13 protein-coding genes and 1 pseudogene are annotated in these 15,793 nt (G+C 67.1%); 7 read left to right on the top strand and 7 right to left on the bottom strand.

Annotated features, from left to right (window positions below; genetic code table 11):
* Positions 1-73 precede the first annotated feature (73 nt).
* The 5 genes from ACSGC5_RS13800 (at position 74) to ACSGC5_RS13780 (ending at position 7,329) form a co-directional block, all read left to right on the top strand.
* A complete protein-coding gene (locus ACSGC5_RS13800; RefSeq protein WP_434971178.1) occupies positions 74-2,110 on the top strand; it encodes a bifunctional aldolase/short-chain dehydrogenase in 2,037 nt (678 codons plus the stop codon).
* Positions 2,111-2,248: 138 nt separating this feature from the next.
* A complete protein-coding gene (locus ACSGC5_RS13795; RefSeq protein WP_434971177.1) occupies positions 2,249-3,688 on the top strand; it encodes a rhamnulokinase in 1,440 nt (479 codons plus the stop codon).
* Positions 3,689-3,704: 16 nt separating this feature from the next.
* Entirely contained in the window at positions 3,705-4,967 is a 1,263-nt protein-coding gene (locus ACSGC5_RS13790; protein WP_434971211.1) for an alpha-hydroxy acid oxidase, read from the top strand.
* Between the two features lie 77 nt (positions 4,968-5,044).
* Positions 5,045-5,686, top strand: coding sequence for a TetR/AcrR family transcriptional regulator (locus ACSGC5_RS13785; RefSeq protein ID WP_434971176.1), 642 nt, complete (start codon positions 5,045-5,047; stop codon positions 5,684-5,686).
* On the top strand, positions 5,683-7,329 hold the full coding sequence (locus ACSGC5_RS13780) for an MDR family MFS transporter (protein ID WP_434971175.1): 1,647 nt from the start codon (positions 5,683-5,685) through the stop codon (positions 7,327-7,329). Before ACSGC5_RS13785 ends, ACSGC5_RS13780 begins: the two co-directional genes overlap by 4 nt.
* Before the next feature lie 118 nt (positions 7,330-7,447).
* Here ACSGC5_RS13780 and ACSGC5_RS13775 read toward each other — a convergent pair whose 3' ends face one another.
* The 7 genes from ACSGC5_RS13775 to ACSGC5_RS13745 all read right to left on the bottom strand — a co-directional run bounded on the left by ACSGC5_RS13775 (position 7,448) and on the right by ACSGC5_RS13745 (position 14,487).
* A complete protein-coding gene (locus ACSGC5_RS13775; protein WP_434971174.1) occupies positions 7,448-8,380 on the bottom strand; it encodes a ribokinase in 933 nt (310 codons plus the stop codon).
* Between the two features lie 11 nt (positions 8,381-8,391).
* On the bottom strand, positions 8,392-9,390 hold the full coding sequence (locus ACSGC5_RS13770) for a nucleoside hydrolase (protein ID WP_434971173.1): 999 nt from the start codon (positions 9,388-9,390) through the stop codon (positions 8,392-8,394).
* Positions 9,391-9,398: 8 nt separating this feature from the next.
* A complete protein-coding gene (locus ACSGC5_RS13765; protein ID WP_434971172.1) occupies positions 9,399-10,253 on the bottom strand; it encodes a carbohydrate ABC transporter permease in 855 nt (284 codons plus the stop codon).
* A 2-nt stretch (positions 10,254-10,255) separates the two neighbouring features.
* Positions 10,256-11,143 carry a carbohydrate ABC transporter permease gene (locus ACSGC5_RS13760; RefSeq protein ID WP_434971171.1) on the bottom strand — a complete coding sequence of 296 codons (888 nt, stop codon included), beginning with the start codon at positions 11,141-11,143 and terminating at the stop codon, positions 10,256-10,258.
* 54 nt (positions 11,144-11,197) lie between these two features.
* Positions 11,198-12,493: an ABC transporter substrate-binding protein gene (locus ACSGC5_RS13755; protein WP_434971170.1), complete on the bottom strand. Its 1,296-nt coding sequence runs from the start codon at positions 12,491-12,493 to the stop codon at positions 11,198-11,200.
* 42 nt (positions 12,494-12,535) lie between these two features.
* Positions 12,536-13,555: a LacI family DNA-binding transcriptional regulator gene (locus ACSGC5_RS13750; RefSeq protein WP_434971169.1), complete on the bottom strand. Its 1,020-nt coding sequence runs from the start codon at positions 13,553-13,555 to the stop codon at positions 12,536-12,538.
* A gap of 146 nt (positions 13,556-13,701) precedes the next feature.
* Positions 13,702-14,487: an SDR family NAD(P)-dependent oxidoreductase gene (locus ACSGC5_RS13745; protein WP_434971168.1), complete on the bottom strand. Its 786-nt coding sequence runs from the start codon at positions 14,485-14,487 to the stop codon at positions 13,702-13,704.
* A 241-nt stretch (positions 14,488-14,728) separates the two neighbouring features.
* Between ACSGC5_RS13745 and ACSGC5_RS13740 the strand changes: the two genes are divergently transcribed.
* The gene (locus ACSGC5_RS13740) at positions 14,729-15,496 is read left to right on the top strand and encodes an aminotransferase class III-fold pyridoxal phosphate-dependent enzyme (protein WP_434971167.1); all 768 of its coding nucleotides are present in this window, start codon (positions 14,729-14,731) and stop codon (positions 15,494-15,496) included.
* Positions 15,420-15,793 (top strand): annotated as a pseudogene (locus tag ACSGC5_RS13735) (hypothetical protein); the annotation flags it as partial. The gene ACSGC5_RS13740 and the pseudogene ACSGC5_RS13735, both read left to right, overlap by 77 nt.

Genomic DNA, 15,793 nt, shown 5'->3' with positions numbered 1-15,793 from the left:
CCCCAGCCAGCGACATCTGCGGCAAACGAAGCACCCACGACCGAACCCCGCGCCTCTGACGAAAGACACACCAATGACCAATCCGACCGTTGCCGACCTCCTCGCGCGCAGCAACCGCCTCGGCGCCGACCCCACAGTGACCAACTACGCGGGCGGGAACACGTCGGCCAAGGGCACGGATGCCGATCCGGTCACCGGCGAGCCCGTCGAGCTGCTGTGGGTCAAGGGGTCCGGGGGCGACCTCGGCACCCTCACCGAGAACGGCCTCGCGGTCCTGCGCCTCGACCGGCTGCGCGCGCTCGTGGACGTCTACCCGGGAGTCGAGCGCGAGGACGAGATGGTCGCCGCGTTCGACTTTTGCCTGCACGGCAAGGGGGGAGCTGCCCCGTCGATCGACACCGCGATGCACGCGCTCGTGGATGCCGCGCACGTCGACCACCTGCATCCGGATGCCGGCATCGCGATCGCCACGGCCGCCGACGGCGAGCGCCTCACCCGGGAGATCTTCGGTGAGAAGGTCGTGTGGGTGCCGTGGCGCCGGCCGGGGTTCCAGCTGGGCCTGGACATCGCCGCCATCAAGGCGCAGAACCCGGCGGCCATCGGCTGCATCCTCGGCGGCCACGGCATCACGGCGTGGGGCGATACCTCGGCCGAGGCCGAAGCCAACTCCACATGGATCATCGAAACGGCGACCGACTACATCGACAAGAACGGGAAATCCGACCCGTTCGGTGGGGTTCGCGACGGCTTCGAGGCGCTCCCCGACACCGAGCGCCGGGCACGCGCCGCCGCGCTCGCGCCCACGATCCGCGGGCTCGCCTCGACCGACAAGCCGATGGTCGGCCACTACACCGACACGGATGCCGTGCTCGAGTTCCTCGCCTCCGAGAAGGCTCCGGCCCTCGCGGCGCTCGGTACGAGCTGCCCCGACCACTTCCTGCGCACGAAGGTCAAGCCGATGCTGCTCGACCTTCCGGCCACAGCATCCGTCGACGAGCAACTCGCGCGCCTGAAGGAACTGCACGCCGCCTACCGCGCCGACTACCAGGCCTACTACGACGCTCACGCCGACGAGAACAGTCCCGCCATCCGCGGCGCGGACCCCCTCATCGTGCTCGTTCCGGGTGTCGGGATGTTCAGCTTCGGCGCGAACACGCAGACCGCACGGGTCGCCGGCGAGTTCTACGTCAACGCGATCAACGTCATGCGCGGTGCCGAGTCCGTCTCCACGTACACCCCGATCTCGGATGCCGAGAAGTTCCGCATCGAGTACTGGGCGCTCGAAGAGGCCAAGCTGAGGCGGATGCCGAAGCCGAAGTCCCATCAGGGCCGCATCGCGTTCGTGACCGGCGCGGCATCCGGCATCGGCAAGGCGATCGCGACCCGCCTGGCCGCCGAGGGCGCCTGCGTCGTCGTCGCCGACCTGGATCTCGAGAAGGCGCAGGCCGTCGCTGCCGAGCTCGGCGGCACGGATGTCGCCATCGGCGTGGCCGTGAACGTCGCCGATGAGGCAGCAGTGCAGGCCGCGATCGATGCGACCGTGCTCGCGTTCGGCGGCATCGACCTCGTCGTCAACAACGCGGGACTGTCGCTGTCCAAGCCCCTGCTCGAGACCACCGAGAAGGACTGGGACCTGCAGCACGACGTCATGGCCAAGGGCTCGTTCTTCGTCTCGAAGGCGGCCGCGGCGGCGATGATCGCACAGGGCATGGGCGGCGACGTCGTCTACATCTCGTCGAAGAACTCCGTGTTCGCCGGCCCCAACAACATCGCCTACTCGGCGACGAAGGCAGACCAGGCCCACCAGGTGCGGCTGCTGGCTGTCGAGCTCGGCGAGTTCGGCATCCGGGTCAACGGCATCAACCCCGACGGCGTCGTGCGCGGCTCGGGCATCTTCGCGTCGGGCTGGGGCGCGAACCGCGCCGCGACCTACGGCGTCAAGGAGGAGGACCTCGGGCAGTTCTACGCGAACCGCACGATCCTGAGGCGCGAGGTGGTCCCCGAGAACGTCGCCGACGCCGTGTTCGTGTTGACGGGCCCCGAGCTGTCGCGCACGACGGGCCTGCACATCCCCGTGGACTCCGGGGTGGCTGCGGCGTTCCTGCGATGAGCGTCGACCCCGGCGCCGCGGGCGCCGTTTCGACTCGTCGCTTCGCTCCTCGCTCAACGAGCGAAGGCCCGATGGTCGTTGAGCGAGCTGAGGGCCCCGGATCGTTGAGCGAGCGAAGCGAGACGAAACGGAATGCCGATGAGTGAGACAGGTAGCGTCGCGGCGATCGATCTGGGGGCGACGAGCGGTCGGGTCATGATCGGCCGGATCGGTCCCGACACGCTCGCGCTCGAGCCGGTCGCGCGCTTCCCGAACGGCCCCGTCCCCCTCGCCTCGGGCTTGCACTGGGATCTCACGGGCCTGTACCGCCATGCGCTCGAGGGCCTGCGGAAGGCCGCGCACCGGGAGCCGGCGCTCGCGAGCATCGGGATCGACTCGTGGGCCGTCGACTATGTCCTGCTGCGCGGCGACCGGATGCTGAGCGAGCCGTTCCACTACCGCGACGAGCGCACCGTGGCGGGTGTCGAGGCTGTGCACGCGCGGCATACGTTCGCGGACCTCTACCGGCGCAACGGGCTGCAGTTCCTGCCGTTCACGACCCTGTATCAGCTCGCCGCCGAGCAGGCATCCGGGATGCTGGACCTGGCCGACGCCGCGCTGCTCATCCCCGACGCGCTCGCATTCGAGCTCACGGGCCGCCGCGTCGCGGAGCACACGAACGCCTCGACGACGGGCCTCGTGCGCATCGACGACGGGCAGTGGGATCGCGCCCTGTGCGACGATCTCGGCATCCCGTCCGCGATCCTTTCGCCCCTGATCGACCCCGGTGAGCGCATCGGGCCGCTGCGCCCGATGCTGACGGAGGACCTCGGCGTCACGGCCGAGGTCGTCGCGGTCGGCTCCCACGACACCGCGTCAGCCGTCGTCGCGGTCCCCATGAGCGATCCGGACACGTCGGCGTACATCTCGTGCGGCACGTGGGGCCTCGTCGGTCTGGAGCTCGAGAGCCCGGTCGTGACGGATGCCGCGCGCGAGGCGAACTTCACGAACGAGCGCGGCGTCGACGGACGCATCAGGTTCCTCCACAACGTCATGGGGCTGTGGCTGCTGAGCGAATCCGTGCGGCAGTGGGAGAAGGAGACCGGCGAGGCGATCGACCTCGCGACACTTCTCGGCGACGCAGCGGAGGTCTCGGAGCCCGCCCAGGTCTTCGACGCGAACGATCCCCGGTTCCTCGCTCCCGGTGACCTGCCGGCGCGGATCGCGCAGTGGTACCGGGAGCGCGCGCTGCCGGTACCGACCACGCGCGCCGCGTTCACGCGAGCCATCGTCGAGAGTCTCGCGCACGCCTTCGCGGATGCCGTCCACACGGCATCCGCGCTCACGGGCCGCCGGATCCTGACCCTTCACCTCGTCGGCGGCGGCTCCCTCAACCGCCTGCTGTGCCAGCGGACCGCCGACCGTGCCGCCATCCCGGTGCTGGCCGGTCCCGTGGAGGCGACGGCGCTCGGGAACGTGCTCGTCCAGGCCCGGGCCGTCGGGCTGGTCTCGGGAGAGCTCGAAGATCTGCGCTACCGTGTGGTCAGGTCACATCCGCCGCGGCGCTACGACCCGGTTCCGACCCGCCGGACCCCATGACCGGAAGGACCCCATGATGGTGCAGCGTCAGCTTCCCCGCCCCGCCGAGATCTTCGAGTTGATGAAGTTCAAAGCCCCCGAGCTCGACGGGCGCAAACGGCGCCTCCAGTCCGCGCTGACGATCGCCGACCTGCGCACGATCGCCAAGCGCCGCACCCCGAAGGCCGCGTTCGACTACACCGACGGCGCGGCCGAGGGCGAGCTGTCGCTGGCCCGGGCCCGGCAGGCGTTCGAAGACATCGAGTTCCACCCCGGCATCCTGACCCCCGCGCCCGATCTCGACACCTCCGTCGAGATCCTCGGCGGCCCCTCGGCACTCCCCTTCGGCATCGCCCCGACCGGATTCACCCGGCTCATGCAGACCGAGGGCGAGATCGCGGGGGCCTCGGCGGCGGGAACCGCGGGCATCCCGTTCACGCTCTCGACGCTGGGGACGACCTCGATCGAAGACGTGAAGGCCGCGAACCCGCACGGGCGCAACTGGTTCCAGCTCTACGTCATGCGCGATCGCGAAATCTCGTACGGCCTGGCCCGCCGGGCCGCCGCCGCCGGGTTCGACACCCTCATGTTCACGGTCGACACCCCCGTCGCCGGTGCACGCCTGCGCGACAAGCGCAACGGCTTCTCGATCCCGCCGCAGCTCACGCTCGGCACGATCGTCAACGCCATTCCGCGGCCGTGGTGGTGGTACGACTTCCTCACCACACCCAAGCTGGAGTTCGCCTCGCTCTCGACCACCGGCGGCACGGTGGGTGAGCTGCTGGATGCCGCGATGGACCCGACGATCGGCTACGACGATCTCGCCGTCATCCGCGACCTGTGGCCCGGGAAGATCGTCATCAAGGGGGTGCAGAACGTCGAGGATTCCGTGCGGCTGGTCGACCTCGGCGTCGACGGGATCATCCTGTCCAACCACGGCGGCAGGCAGCTCGACCGGGCACCGATCCCCTTCCACCTGCTACCCAGCGTGGTGCGTGAGGTCGGTAAGGATGCCACGATCATGATCGACACGGGCATCATGAACGGCGCGGACATCGTGGCATCCGTCGCGCTCGGCGCGAAGTTCACCCTCATCGGTCGCGCTTACCTGTACGGGCTGATGGCCGGCGGTCAACAGGGCGTGGACCGGGCGATCGAGATCCTGCGGGTCGAGATCGAACGGACGATGCGCCTGCTCGGCGTCTCGAGCATGGCCGAGCTCGAGCCGAAGCACGTGACGCAACTCGCACGCCTCGTCCCCGTCGGATCAGGAGCGGTCCCCGTTCCCATCGACGGCTGACCGTCCGGCGCCGGTCCTCGGCGGCGGGCGACATGCCGCGATTGCACTAAGCCATGAATCGTGCAAAACTGCACCTCATGGTCGATAGTGCAGATTCGTCGCGGACACGTCGCCGTGACGAGACGACGCGGCGACTCGTCCGCGTCGCACGGCACTTCACCGCCGAACGCGGACTGGCGGGATTCACCCTCGAAGAGCTGTGCAGCGAAGCGGCCGTCTCCCGCCGCACCTTCTTCAACTACTTCGCGTCGAAGGACGACGCGGTCCTCGGCATCCCGATCGAGCGCTCGGATGCCGAGGCGATCGCTCGATTCCTCGCCTCCGGCCACGGCGGTGGCGAGCTCTCGCCCACCCTGCTCGCGGACCTCGCCGAACTCGCCGAACATCGGTGGCGCGCGCTCGACCTGGCTCCCGACACCTTCGAGGACATGTCGGCGGCCGTCGAACGCGAACCACGACTGCTCGCCCGCATGCTCGATCTCATGAAACGGGGGGAGGAGTTCGACGCTCGCCTGATCGAACAACGCGAGGGCCTCCCCGATGGCGATCTGCGGGCACAGGTCGCCGCTGCCCTTGTCGGTGTACTCTCCCGCGACGCCGCCGCGGACTTCCTCGCCGATCCCGTCGAGAGCACGTTCCGCGACCACTTCGAGCGACGGGTGGCGGCCGTAAACACCCTCGTCTCTTCCCAGGCTCTCCCCGAAAGAACACACCTATGACCTCCCCCATCGAGACCGTCTCCGCGGGAGACCGGCCCTTCCTGCTGACCAAACGGCGGATCTGGATCATCTTCGGCGCCCTCATCGCCGGAATGCTCCTCGCCTCACTCGACCAGACCATCGTGTCCACTGCCATGCCCACGATCGTGGGCGAGCTCGGCGGTGTCTCACACCAGGTATGGATCACGACGGCGTACCTGTTGGCGACGACGATCGTCATGCCCATCTACGGCAAGTTCGGCGATGTGCTGGGGCGGCGCCGGCTGTTCATCGTCGCCATCGCCATCTTCACACTCGCATCGATCGGCTGCGCTTTCGCCGGCGACTTCTGGACCTTCGTCGTCTTTCGGGCCGCCCACGGACTCGGTGGCGGCGGGCTGATGATCCTCTCGCAGGCGATCATCGCCGATATCGTGCCCGCATCCGAGCGCGGCAAGTATCTCGGCCCGCTCGGCGCGATCTTCGGTCTCGCGGCAGTCGGCGGCCCCCTGTTGGGCGGGTTCTTCGTCGATCACCTCAGCTGGCAATGGGCGTTCTACATCAATATCCCGATCGGCATCGCCGCACTGATCATCGCCATCGTCGCGCTGCGCCTGCCCGACAAGAAGGCCACGAAACGGATCGACGTGGCGGGTGTCCTGTTCCTGTCGGCTGCCACGACGTGCCTCATCTTCTTCACCGACTTCGGCGGCTCGGCAGAGTTCGGCTGGGACTCCTGGTCGACCTGGGCGTGGGGTGCAGGTTTCCTCCTGGCTGCCGCACTGTTCGTGTTCACCGAGTCGCGCGCCGAGGACCCGATCATGCCTCTCGGGATGTTCCGCAAACCGATCTTCATCAACGCGACCGCGATCGGACTGACGCTGGGTCTGGGGATGTTCGCGGCGATCGGATTCGTACCGACATTTCTGCAGATGTCTTCCGGCACCTCGGCTGCCGCATCCGGCCTGCTGATGTTGCCCATGATGATCGGGCTCATGGGAACCTCCATCGCCTCCGGATTGCTCATCACGCGCACCGGTCGCTACAAGATCTTCCCGATCCTCGGCACCCTCATCACGGGCGCCGCGATGCTCGCGATGACGACCCTCGCGGCCACGACACCGATCTGGCTCATCGGCGTCTACCTGTTCGTCTTCGGCGCCGGGCTCGGACTGATCATGCAGGTCATCGTACTCGTCGTGCAGAACGCGGTGCCCGCATCCGACATCGGGACGGCCACCAGCACGAACAACTACTTCCGAGAGGTCGGCGCTGCGCTGGGCATCGCCATCTTCGGCACCGTGTTCACCACTCGACTCACCGAGAACCTCACCACTGTGTTCACCGACGCCGGAGCGACTGCCGACCAGGCCGGCCAGGCCACCGCGACGATCGACCCGACTGTGCTCAACACTCTCCCCGATGCCCTCCGCGAGGGAGTCGTGACGGCCTACGCCGACGCGCTCGCCCCGGTCTTCTGGTACCTGATCCCCTTCATCGCGCTCGCGTTCATCCTTTCCCTCTTCCTCAAAGAGATCCCCCTGTCGGATGTCGCGGGTCTGGTCGCGCGTGGCGAAGCCGTGGGAGGTGACGAGGCAGAGCGCCTCGAGGCGGAGCAGCGCCGCGGCGCGACCCATCGCGCACATGCCACCGACAGCGATTGACGCTGACCCGCGCTGACCGTGCCGGCGGGCGAGGATCGTGCCTCTTTTCGCTATTCCCCGTGCGGCCCGCCGAATCGGCCCCCTCACGCCTTCCCGGAGCGGTATCGTCCTGCGAGGATCAGCGACGCGCCCCGCGAGACGCCGAAACAACCAGCGCTGCCGCGTGAGAAGCCTCCCGGGCGGCGGCGGCGAGCGTCGCACCGGTCGCCAGCCGCGCGGCGAGCACTCCCGCGAACGCGTCGCCGGCACCGGTCGTGTCGACGGCGGCGACACGCTCCGCAGCAACTGCGGTCATCTCGGCGACGGTCCCTGCGTGGCAGCCGCGCGAGCCGTCCGTGACGACGACCGAGGCGACCGTTCGGGAGAGCGCGACCGCAGCGTCCGCCGCGGTCATCCGGTCATCCGCGTCCAAGATCGCTCGAGCCTCCCCTGCGTTGACGATGAGGGGGTCCGCACGCGTCACGAGCGCACGGAGGGGATGATCGGGCGCAGCTCGGGTGAGCCGGTCGATCGGGCTGGGGTTGAGCATCCATCGCGCCCCGCGGCTCTCGGCCCACCTCGCCGTGGCGACCGCCACCTCGAGGGGGGTTTCGAGCTGCGTGACGACGACGCGAGGCGTGAGCGCGTCCAGCGCAGCGAAGACCTGGTCGCCGTCGACATCGTCGTTCGCGCCCGCGATCACGGTGATGGAGTTCTCGGCGTCTGCCGACACGTGCACCACCGCGATCCCCGTCGCAGCGGTGCCGACACGCAGGTGCGACGTGTCCACTCCGACATCGCGCAGCGCCGAACGCAACTCCTCCCCGGCGGCGTCGTCCCCGATCGTCCCTACGAAAGCCGTGCGAGCGATGCCCGCTGCGGCCACCGCCTGATTCAGTCCCTTGCCGCCCGCATGCCGCTCGAACCCGTCTCCGAGGACGGTTTCGCCGGGGCGAGGTAGGCGATGGGCGTACACGACGTAGTCGGTGTTCGCCGAGCCGACGACGACGACCTCGGATCTCCGGGAGGTCTCGATTGTGTGCTCCTGACTATCGGGGCTCGCGGCGTCCATCGTCCCGGGCCTCATGCGACCCTGAACGCACGGATGCCGTCCACCAGCATCGTCGCGAACCGCTCGGCATCCACGTCTTCGGCGACCCTGATCGCTGGCACATCCGGAAGCACGAGTGAACCACCGCCCAGGATGACTCCGTCCGGGTCCCATCGCACGGGGCGTCCGCGCGCGATCGGGTCGGCGAGCACCACGTCCGCGACGACCGACGACCAGCGTACGAGCGTCGGGTCGATCAGCGCCGCCACCACCAGAGGATCGTGGAGGAAGCAACCGCCCAGCGCGAAGCGTTCGTCGGAGAACCGCAGCCACGGTTCGGTCGTCGCCTTCAGATAAGCCTGGAACGGATCCCGATCGTCAAGGGTAGACAGCCGCTCGTGTGTCAACAGGGTCCGCGCCGTGACGTCGAACGGGATGAGACTCACATTCGCGCCGGACGTGAGCACGGTATGCGCTGCGTCTGGGTCGTAGCCGAAGTTCAGCTCCTGCGGCATCCGGTCGTGCTGAAACGCTCCTCCCATCACCGCGATGTGGGCGACGCCGCGAGCGAACCCCGGATCGCGACGGATCGCCGCGGCGATGTTCGTGAGCGGACCAATCGCCGCGATGGTGATCTCTCCAGGCGCCGAGAATACGAGGTCGCACAGGTACTCCGCCGCGGTATCGTCACCGGCGGGATGTGCGTCCGGCAACTGCTCGTCACCCCCGTACCGCTCACGCCACGTAGGCGCATCCCGTCGAGCATCCAGCCGATCGCGCCAGATCGCTGCGTCGACCGCGGTCCCCCCGGGACCGCACGCACCGGGGATGACGGGAGTTCCCGTGCCCGCACGCGCCACGAGCGCCTCCGCGGCGGCGAACCCCACATCGCGCGCCGTATTGCCCGCGACGATCGTGATCGCCTCTAGCGTGATGGCAGGATGCGCGAGCGCGAGCGCGATGGCGAGTCCGTCATCGACGTCCGAGAAGGGAACGCCGTTCCCGGGGTCCGCATCGATCACCAGTCTCATCGAGGCGCTCACTCCTTCGTCCCGCTGGACGCGAGGGATGCCGTGAACTGTCGCTGGAACACCAGCAGGATCAGGAGCGGGAGAAGAGCGGTCAGAATCGCTCCGGCGAACATGGCCCCGAAGTCTATCTCCGCTTCGCCGGCGAGGTCGGCGATCGCGATCGGCGACACCTTCATGTCGGGACTGGGCGCGATCACGAGCGGCCAGAGGAACGACTGCCACTGGAACACGAAGAGGATGAGTCCCGCGCCCACGAGCGACGGCCGCGACAGCGGCAGGTAGATCGTCCAGAACACGCGGAGCCATGACGCACCGTCGATGCGTGCGGCCTCCGCCAGAGAGGGTGGGATACCCAGGAAGAACTGCCGGAGCAGGAAGATCGCGAGACCGTTCCCCAGTCCAGGGAGGATCAGCCCGACGTACGTATTTGCGAGGCCCCAATCGCGGAACATCGACGAGAGCGGGATGGCGACGGCCTCGAAGGGGATGAGGAAGCTCAGCACGAGCACGACGAACAGGGTGTTCTTGAACGGGAAGTCAAAGACGGCCAGACCGAACGCAGCGAGCGAGGCGACCGCCAGACCAAGGACCACTGTGAGGCTGGTGACGATCACACTGTTCAGCAGCGCACGCAGAAAGTCACCCGAGAGCAGGGTCGTGTAATTGTCGAGGGTGATCTCCTGCGGCCAGAACGTGTTTATCGACAGCGGGCTCAGGAACTGGAAGATCTCGCTGCCGGGACGGAACGAGGAGATGATCGTGTAGAACAGCGGCAGGAGTGAGACCAGCACGATGGGCAGCACCGCGATGAGCAGCCACCGTCCGTAGCGGCGCTCGCGTGCCGTGGATGCGTCGAGGGACATGGTCAGTCCTTTCCGGGCAGGAGGCGGAACTGGATCCCGACGACCACGACGACGATCAGCACGAGGACGATCGTCCCGGCCGATGCTGCCGGCATGTCTCCCAGCTGATAGGCGCGCTCGAAGATCGTGTTCATGATGAGGTTCGTGGATCCTTCCGGGCCGCCGCGCGTGAGCTGGCGAACCGGGGCGAAGACGAGGAAGTTGGCGACGGTGTCGGCGACGAGCACGAACAGCAGTGGACGACGCAGCCCCGGCAGGGTGATGTTCGTGAACCGCTGCCAGGGGCCGGCGCCGTCTAGTTGCGCCGCTTCATAGAGAGACTCCGGGATGTCCTTGATGCCCGCGACCAGGAAGGTCATCCAGTAGCCCACCCCGACCCAGCTGCAGATGATCATGATCGACCACAGCGCCATGTCAGGGCTCGTCAGCCACGGAATCGCAGGAAGGCCCAGAGCCACCAGGACACTGTTGAACGGACCGTCAGGTCGGAACAGCACTCCCCAGATGATGGCAGAGACGATCTGCGGTATCGCCACCGGCAACAGGATGAGTGTGCGCCAGAGACCGACGAGTGGAACCCGCTGCGTCAAGAGCACTGCAAGGAACAGTGCGAGCGCGATCTGCAGCGGATTGATGATCAACGAGAACAGCAGAGTGACCCGCAGCGAGCCGAGGAACGTCGGATCGGTGAATAGTCTCTCGAACGTGCCGAACGTGAAGTCGCCGTGCCTGTCGGTGAACGAGGTGAGGAGTGCCTCTGCCGCCGGCCAGAGTCGGAGCACCACGACGCCGACGATTGCCGGTGCCAGGAACGCGAGGGCGGTCGCGGCGGATCTGCGCGCGCGTAGGCGCGCACGGTGACGTGTGTGAGTGTCGAGTGCGGCGGACATTCCAGGCTCCTTGAAGTGAGCGGGGCCAGCTCGTCAAGAGCTGGCCCCGCGGGTTCAGCGGTACTGCGCGAGCTGGGACTCGAGCTGCTGCTGCGCAGAGTCGAGAATGCCGCTCACGTCACCGCCGTTGCGGATATCGGAGAACGCCTTGTTCATGATCGTCTCGAACTCGACATATCCGATGCTCGATGGGCGGTGCAGCGCGTGATCCTGCGAGTCCACGACGAACAGGGCATCCATGACCGGCGCCTGCTCCGGGGCTACACCTTCGAGGGTCGCGACGAAGTCCGGATAGACGTCCTCGTTGACCGGGGGAAGGGTGTAGATCTGGCTGATCTGGTTTCCACCGTCCACCGACATGGCGAGGAATCGACCGAACTCGCGGGCTGCGTCCTGGTGCTCGCTGTACGCGCTCACGCCGACCGCCCAGCTGTCGGTCGGGGTGTAGACCTCTCCGCCTGCGAAGTACGGCAGCGGTGCGACACCCCACCCATCCGCGATTGGTGAGTCCTGGAACTGCCGGACCCGGGTGGAGGATGCCACGAAGTAGGCGACCTGACCGCCGGTGAACATCTCTGGCATCTGCGTTGCATCCACACCGACGGGTGCGAGGCCGGTGGTGTGGAGGTCTTGATACCACTGACCCCACTGCTTCCACTCGTCGGAATTCACGTCGGGAGTGAGGTTGCCTTCACCGGTCAGGCCACTGGATGCGCCGAACGATTCGATGAGCGGCTGCAGCTGGTAATACCGGTCGACCTGTTCGAATCCGAGCCCGTACGCTGCACCGGCGTCCTGAGCCGTCTGCGCATCTACGAGCACCTCCTCCCACGTCATCCGCGCATCGTTCTCACCCGACGGGGCTGCGATGCCGGCAGACTCCAGAAGCGCCTTGTTGTAGAGGAGGAAGCCGTCCGAGGACCACAACGGGTACGAGTACTGTGCCCCCTCCCAGGTGGCTGACTGGATGCCGGGTCCCGAGAGAGTGACGGCTGCGTCGGCGAAGTCCTCGCTGACGTCGAGGAGGTAGCCGTTGTCGACCATGGACGGCAGCCGGGGGGGATCGACCGCGATGACGTCGATCGAGCTGTCGCCAGAGCCCAGGCGGGCCTGCGTCTGAGAGATCAGCTGATCGAACGGGACGGATTCCGATTCGACGGTGATGCCCGGATTCGCCTCCTCGAAGGCGGCGATGGCGTCGTCGAAGCCCTCACCGAAGATGTGGACGAAGGTGATCGTGACGTTCTCGTCATCTCCGGAGCCGCCATCTACCCCGGAGGAGCAGGACGTCACCAGCGCCGCGACGGCTGCGACGACGACAACGGCGCTCCAGCGCGCAGTTCTTCTCATGTCAGTTTCCTTTGCAGTGGTGTTTCGGATGGTGATACTCGGTCAGCTGACCCCGCCGGGGCCATCGCTCACGGGCCTGACCGAGCGGCCCTCTATGACCCGGTGAGCAACCGTGATGCGGTGAGGTTGACCGCGCGGGCCGTGCGTGAGCATCTCGAGGGTCTGTCGAGCGATCTCGTCAACGGGCTGTTCGACGGAGGTGAGCGGAGGAACCGTGTAGCGGCCATCATCGGTCCCGTCCATCGAAACGACCGAGATGTGCTCAGGTACCCGTATGCCTTCCTCGGCGAAGGCCGCGAGAAGACCGATGGCCTGCTGATCGCTCGCGACGAAGAGCGCATCCGGGCGATTGGTCGATGCCGCGATACGGCGGCCGACGCCGTAGCCTCCGGCCTTGGTGAAATCCGCCGCGAAGTCCCACTCGGGGCGGGTCTGCCCACCTCCGGCGTCGAGTGCTTCGACGAATCCCGCACGGCGCTGATCAGCGATCCCGAGATCATGAGGCCCGCCGACGTGGCCGATGCGCTCATATCCAGCGGCGATCAGTACCTCAGTTCCGGTCCGCGCGGCTGCGACGTTGTCAATGCAGACCGACGAGAATCCCGGCGCTTCGGTGACGCGGTCGAGCATCACGACCGGAACACCGTAGCGGCCGGCGGCTTCGAGATGGGGCGCGTCGTCCACGCCCGCCACGATCAGAGCGTGCACTCGCTGCTCGAGAAAGGCGGTGAGGAGTCGTTCCTCACGGCCCTTGTCACCCGCGGAGTCGCCGAGCAGCAGCGCGATGCCGTGTCCCAACGCCTCGTCCTGCAGCGCGTGGGCAAGCGCGGCGAAGAAGGGGTTCGAGATGTCGGGCAGCAGAAGCCCGCACGAAAACGGTCGAGACCCTGCGAGGGCCTGTGCGCTGCGATTGGGCACATAGCCCAGTTCCTCGATCGCACGGAGCACGCGCTGTCGCGTCGCGGGCGCGACGGCTCTCGGCCCATCGTTTACGACGTAGCTCACGACTGCGACGGATGTCCCCGCCCGCGCCGCCACGTCCGCCCGAGTGACGTAGCTCATCGCTGCACCTCTGCGCACGGGCTGGGGGGCGGGGACATCCTCATCGACAAATCCTCTGTGGGGGTGAGGCTACGCGCGTAGCTGCAATATCTACGCGCGTAGCTGATTCGAAGAGGCTAATTCTGTTAGGCAGATTTTGTCAACCGCTAAACATGGAGCATCCCTCCATTGACGTGCAGCGTCTGGCCTGTGACAAAGGAACTCGACTCGCTAAGGAGGAAAAGCACGGAGCCCACCATGTCCTCGGCGTGCGCCTCGCGCGGCAGCGCCTGGCGAGCGAGCATCGCCTCCTTCTGCGCGGGAGAAACCGTCTCGCGCTCGACTTCGGTATAGGTCGGACCGGGCGAGATCGTGTTCACTCGGATGCCGTCCGAACCGAGCTCGTGCGACATCGCATAGCTCAGCGCAGCGACGCCGCCCTTACTCGCGACATAGTGCAGATACCCCGGCCGACCGAGCCAGGCCGCATCGGAGGCAACGTTGACGATCGAGGCCGACGGTGAGGCGCGAAGAGCGTCCCGCATAGCGCCAGTCAACAGCCAGGGTCCGCGCAGGTTGATAGCCATGAGACGATCCCATTCCTCGATCGATATCTCCCAGAACGGCTTCATTCGGATGGTCGAGAAGACCGCGGCGTTGTTGACGAGGCCGTCCGCTCGACCGAACCGATCGAGCACGAACGACCCCAACGCCCGGCAGCTCTCCTGCGAACCGACGTCGAGGGGGTGGAAGACCGCCTGCCCGCCTGCTTCATGTATCTCTCGCTCGACAGACCGCCCCGTCTGCTCGTTGACATCGGCGATCACCGCAACTCCGCCGTCATCGGCGATGGCGCGCGCATATGCGCGGCCGAGACCCTGCCCACCGCCCGTCACAACCACGACGCGGCCGGCGAGCGCACGCGGGGATGACGAAGGTGCGGAGCCGCTCATCCGGCACTCCTCTCTGTCGCATCCAGGATTCTGGCGATGAGAAATATGAACTTGCGCACGATGTCCCTCCAATGAACTCGTCGCGGATCGACGGCCGAGCGGCCGCACGGAGGCACACTCAACCACGCGATTCGCGTCGATGTCCAGCGGTCACATTTGTCACACAGAGGATGGGTTGCATCCGGTTCAAGTGAAGGCTCGCATATATTCCCTGTTCGACATGTAAGCTCCCCGGGGCTACATGTCGACCCCCACCGTGACCCGAATGCGCGCAGAACCACGCTCCGCGGGAACAGCGGTCATCACCTCATGCGCGCCCAGATCGGCGAGCCTCCCTGTGTTGAGCATGATCGGGTGCGCACGCTCCACGAGCTCACACGGCAATCCCAGGGCCGGTGAGGCAGCGCTGGCCGAGCTGCTCATCGAACGCATCCCGTCGATCGAGCAGGTGCAGTTCTCGTGTTCATCGACCGAATCGTGCATGAGCGCCGTGCGGCTCGCGCGCGCGTTCACCGGGCGTACGAAGATCGCCAAGTTCGAGGGGGGATATCACGGCTTCAGCGACCAACTGATGGTGTCGTCGCACTCGGAGCCCGAGCATGCGGTCGGCAGCGACTCCGCAGCTTCAGCGGTCGCCGACTCCGCAGGAATCCCCGCGTCCGACGTCGACAATGTGGTCCTGCTGCCGCAGAACGATCTGTCCGCAACGCGCCGACTCCTCACCGAGTCCGCCGACGACATCGCGTGCCTGATCTCCGAGTTCCAGTCCGGCTCCGGTCGGCTTGTCGCGCTCGACCGGGACTTCGTTGCAGCCCTGCGGCAGATCACGAGCGATCTCGGCATCCTTCTGATCGCCGACGAGACCATCAGTCTGCGCGCGGGGCATCGCCGGTGTACAGGGCCGGTACGCCGTCACTCCCGACCTCACCGTCATGGGGAAGATGATCGGCGGCGGCCTGCCCCTGGGTGCCGTGGGCGGACGCGCCGACGTCATGGCTCTGCTGTCTGATGGCACCGTCAGCATCTCTGGGACGCATCACGCGCATCCGCTCTCGATCGCCGCGGGGTACGCGTGCATGACCCAGATGGACGAGGCAGCGTTCGAGCGTCTCAATTCGGGTGCTCGACGCATCCTGACGGAGGTGAACGATCGCGCCGCGCGGCAGGAGCTCCCCCTGCTGGCCTACGGCAACGGCAGCTCGCACATCGGCTACGCGATACTCACCGAGCCGGGGCTCGAGATCACCAACCACCGCGACATCTGGCGCAACGTCGATCATGAGCGCACGCTCGCGTGCTCCCTAGA

The organism is Microbacterium sp. bgisy207 (assembly GCF_965345035.1).
Taxonomy (GTDB): Bacteria; Actinomycetota; Actinomycetes; order Actinomycetales; family Microbacteriaceae; genus Microbacterium.
The sequence above is the reverse complement of the archived record's forward strand: the minus strand, read 5'-3'. Positions and strand labels throughout refer to the sequence as shown.

Coding starts and splice junctions, on each gene's coding strand:
- ACSGC5_RS13800 (WP_434971178.1), top strand. CDS start 74: ATGACCAATCCGACCGTTGCCGACCTCCTCGCGCGCAGCAACCGCCTC.
- ACSGC5_RS13795 (WP_434971177.1), top strand. CDS start 2,249: ATGAGTGAGACAGGTAGCGTCGCGGCGATCGATCTGGGGGCGACGAGC.
- ACSGC5_RS13790 (WP_434971211.1), top strand. CDS start 3,705: ATGGTGCAGCGTCAGCTTCCCCGCCCCGCCGAGATCTTCGAGTTGATG.
- ACSGC5_RS13785 (WP_434971176.1), top strand. CDS start 5,045: ATGGTCGATAGTGCAGATTCGTCGCGGACACGTCGCCGTGACGAGACG.
- ACSGC5_RS13780 (WP_434971175.1), top strand. CDS start 5,683: ATGACCTCCCCCATCGAGACCGTCTCCGCGGGAGACCGGCCCTTCCTG.
- ACSGC5_RS13775 (WP_434971174.1), bottom strand. CDS start 8,380: ATGGACGCCGCGAGCCCCGATAGTCAGGAGCACACAATCGAGACCTCC.
- ACSGC5_RS13770 (WP_434971173.1), bottom strand. CDS start 9,390: ATGAGACTGGTGATCGATGCGGACCCCGGGAACGGCGTTCCCTTCTCG.
- ACSGC5_RS13765 (WP_434971172.1), bottom strand. CDS start 10,253: ATGTCCCTCGACGCATCCACGGCACGCGAGCGCCGCTACGGACGGTGG.
- ACSGC5_RS13760 (WP_434971171.1), bottom strand. CDS start 11,143: ATGTCCGCCGCACTCGACACTCACACACGTCACCGTGCGCGCCTACGC.
- ACSGC5_RS13755 (WP_434971170.1), bottom strand. CDS start 12,493: ATGAGAAGAACTGCGCGCTGGAGCGCCGTTGTCGTCGTCGCAGCCGTC.
- ACSGC5_RS13750 (WP_434971169.1), bottom strand. CDS start 13,555: ATGAGCTACGTCACTCGGGCGGACGTGGCGGCGCGGGCGGGGACATCC.
- ACSGC5_RS13745 (WP_434971168.1), bottom strand. CDS start 14,487: ATGAGCGGCTCCGCACCTTCGTCATCCCCGCGTGCGCTCGCCGGCCGC.
- ACSGC5_RS13740 (WP_434971167.1), top strand. CDS start 14,729: ATGTCGACCCCCACCGTGACCCGAATGCGCGCAGAACCACGCTCCGCG.